1 pseudogene is annotated in these 974 nt (G+C 60.5%); it reads right to left on the reverse strand.

From position 1 onward, the window contains the following. Positions 1 to 974: pseudogene (locus ACT3RU_RS17955) on the reverse strand (transketolase); the annotation flags it as partial.

Here is a 974-nt window from a genome sequence, read left to right on the forward strand (position 1 = left end):
TGGCCTTTCATGCGGCGCTTGAACTCCTGCGCCTCGGCCGGGAACGCCTCGGCATAGCGGGCAAAGCGCTTTTCCCACGCCTGCTGGCGGGTTTTACCTGCTTCACGCGCATCCCAGCCAGCGTAAACGGGCTCGGGGATATGGAACGGTGCGTGGGGCCAGTCCAGCTGCTTGCGCGCCAGGGCAACTTCGTCTTCGCCCAGCGGCGCGCCGTGCGACTCTTCCTTGCCCTGCTTGTTAGGCGCACCGAAACCGATAATCGTTTTACAGATAATCAGGCTGGGCTTGTCATCGTTCTGTTTGGCAAGTGCAATGGCGGCCTGGATCTCTTCCGGCTTGTGACCATCGACATTGGGCACCACGTGCCAGCCGTAGGCTTCAAAGCGTTTGGCGGTATCGTCGGTAAACCAGCCTTCCACTTCCCCATCAATCGAAATGCCGTTGTCGTCATAGAGCGCAATCAGCTTGCCCAGCTGCTGAGTACCCGCCAGCGACGCCGCCTCATGGGAAATACCTTCCATCAGGCAGCCGTCACCCAAAAAGCACCAGGTGTGGTGATCGACAATGGTGTGGCCCGAGCGGTTGAACTGCGCTGCCAGGGTTTTTTCGGCAATCGCAAAGCCGACCGCGTTGGCAAACCCCTGACCGAGCGGGCCGGTGGTGGTTTCGATGCCGGGCGCGTAGCCAAATTCCGGATGGCCCGCCGTGGGCGAGTGCAACTGCCGGAAGTTCTGAAGCTGTTCCAGGCTTAACTCATAGCCGCTTAAGTGCAGCAGAGAGTAGAGCAGCATTGAGCCGTGGCCATTGGACAGCACGAACCGGTCACGATCGGCCCACGTTGGGTCTTCGGGGTTGTGCTTGAGGTGGTCATTCCACAGCACCTCGGCGATATCAGCCATGCCCATGGGGGCGCCAGGGTGGCCGGACTTGGCCTTCTGAACAGCATCCATGGAAAGGGCGCGAATGGCATTGGC

The organism is Halomonas sp. TP35 (genome assembly GCF_052375975.1).
GTDB lineage: Bacteria > Pseudomonadota > Gammaproteobacteria > Pseudomonadales > Halomonadaceae > Vreelandella > Vreelandella citrativorans.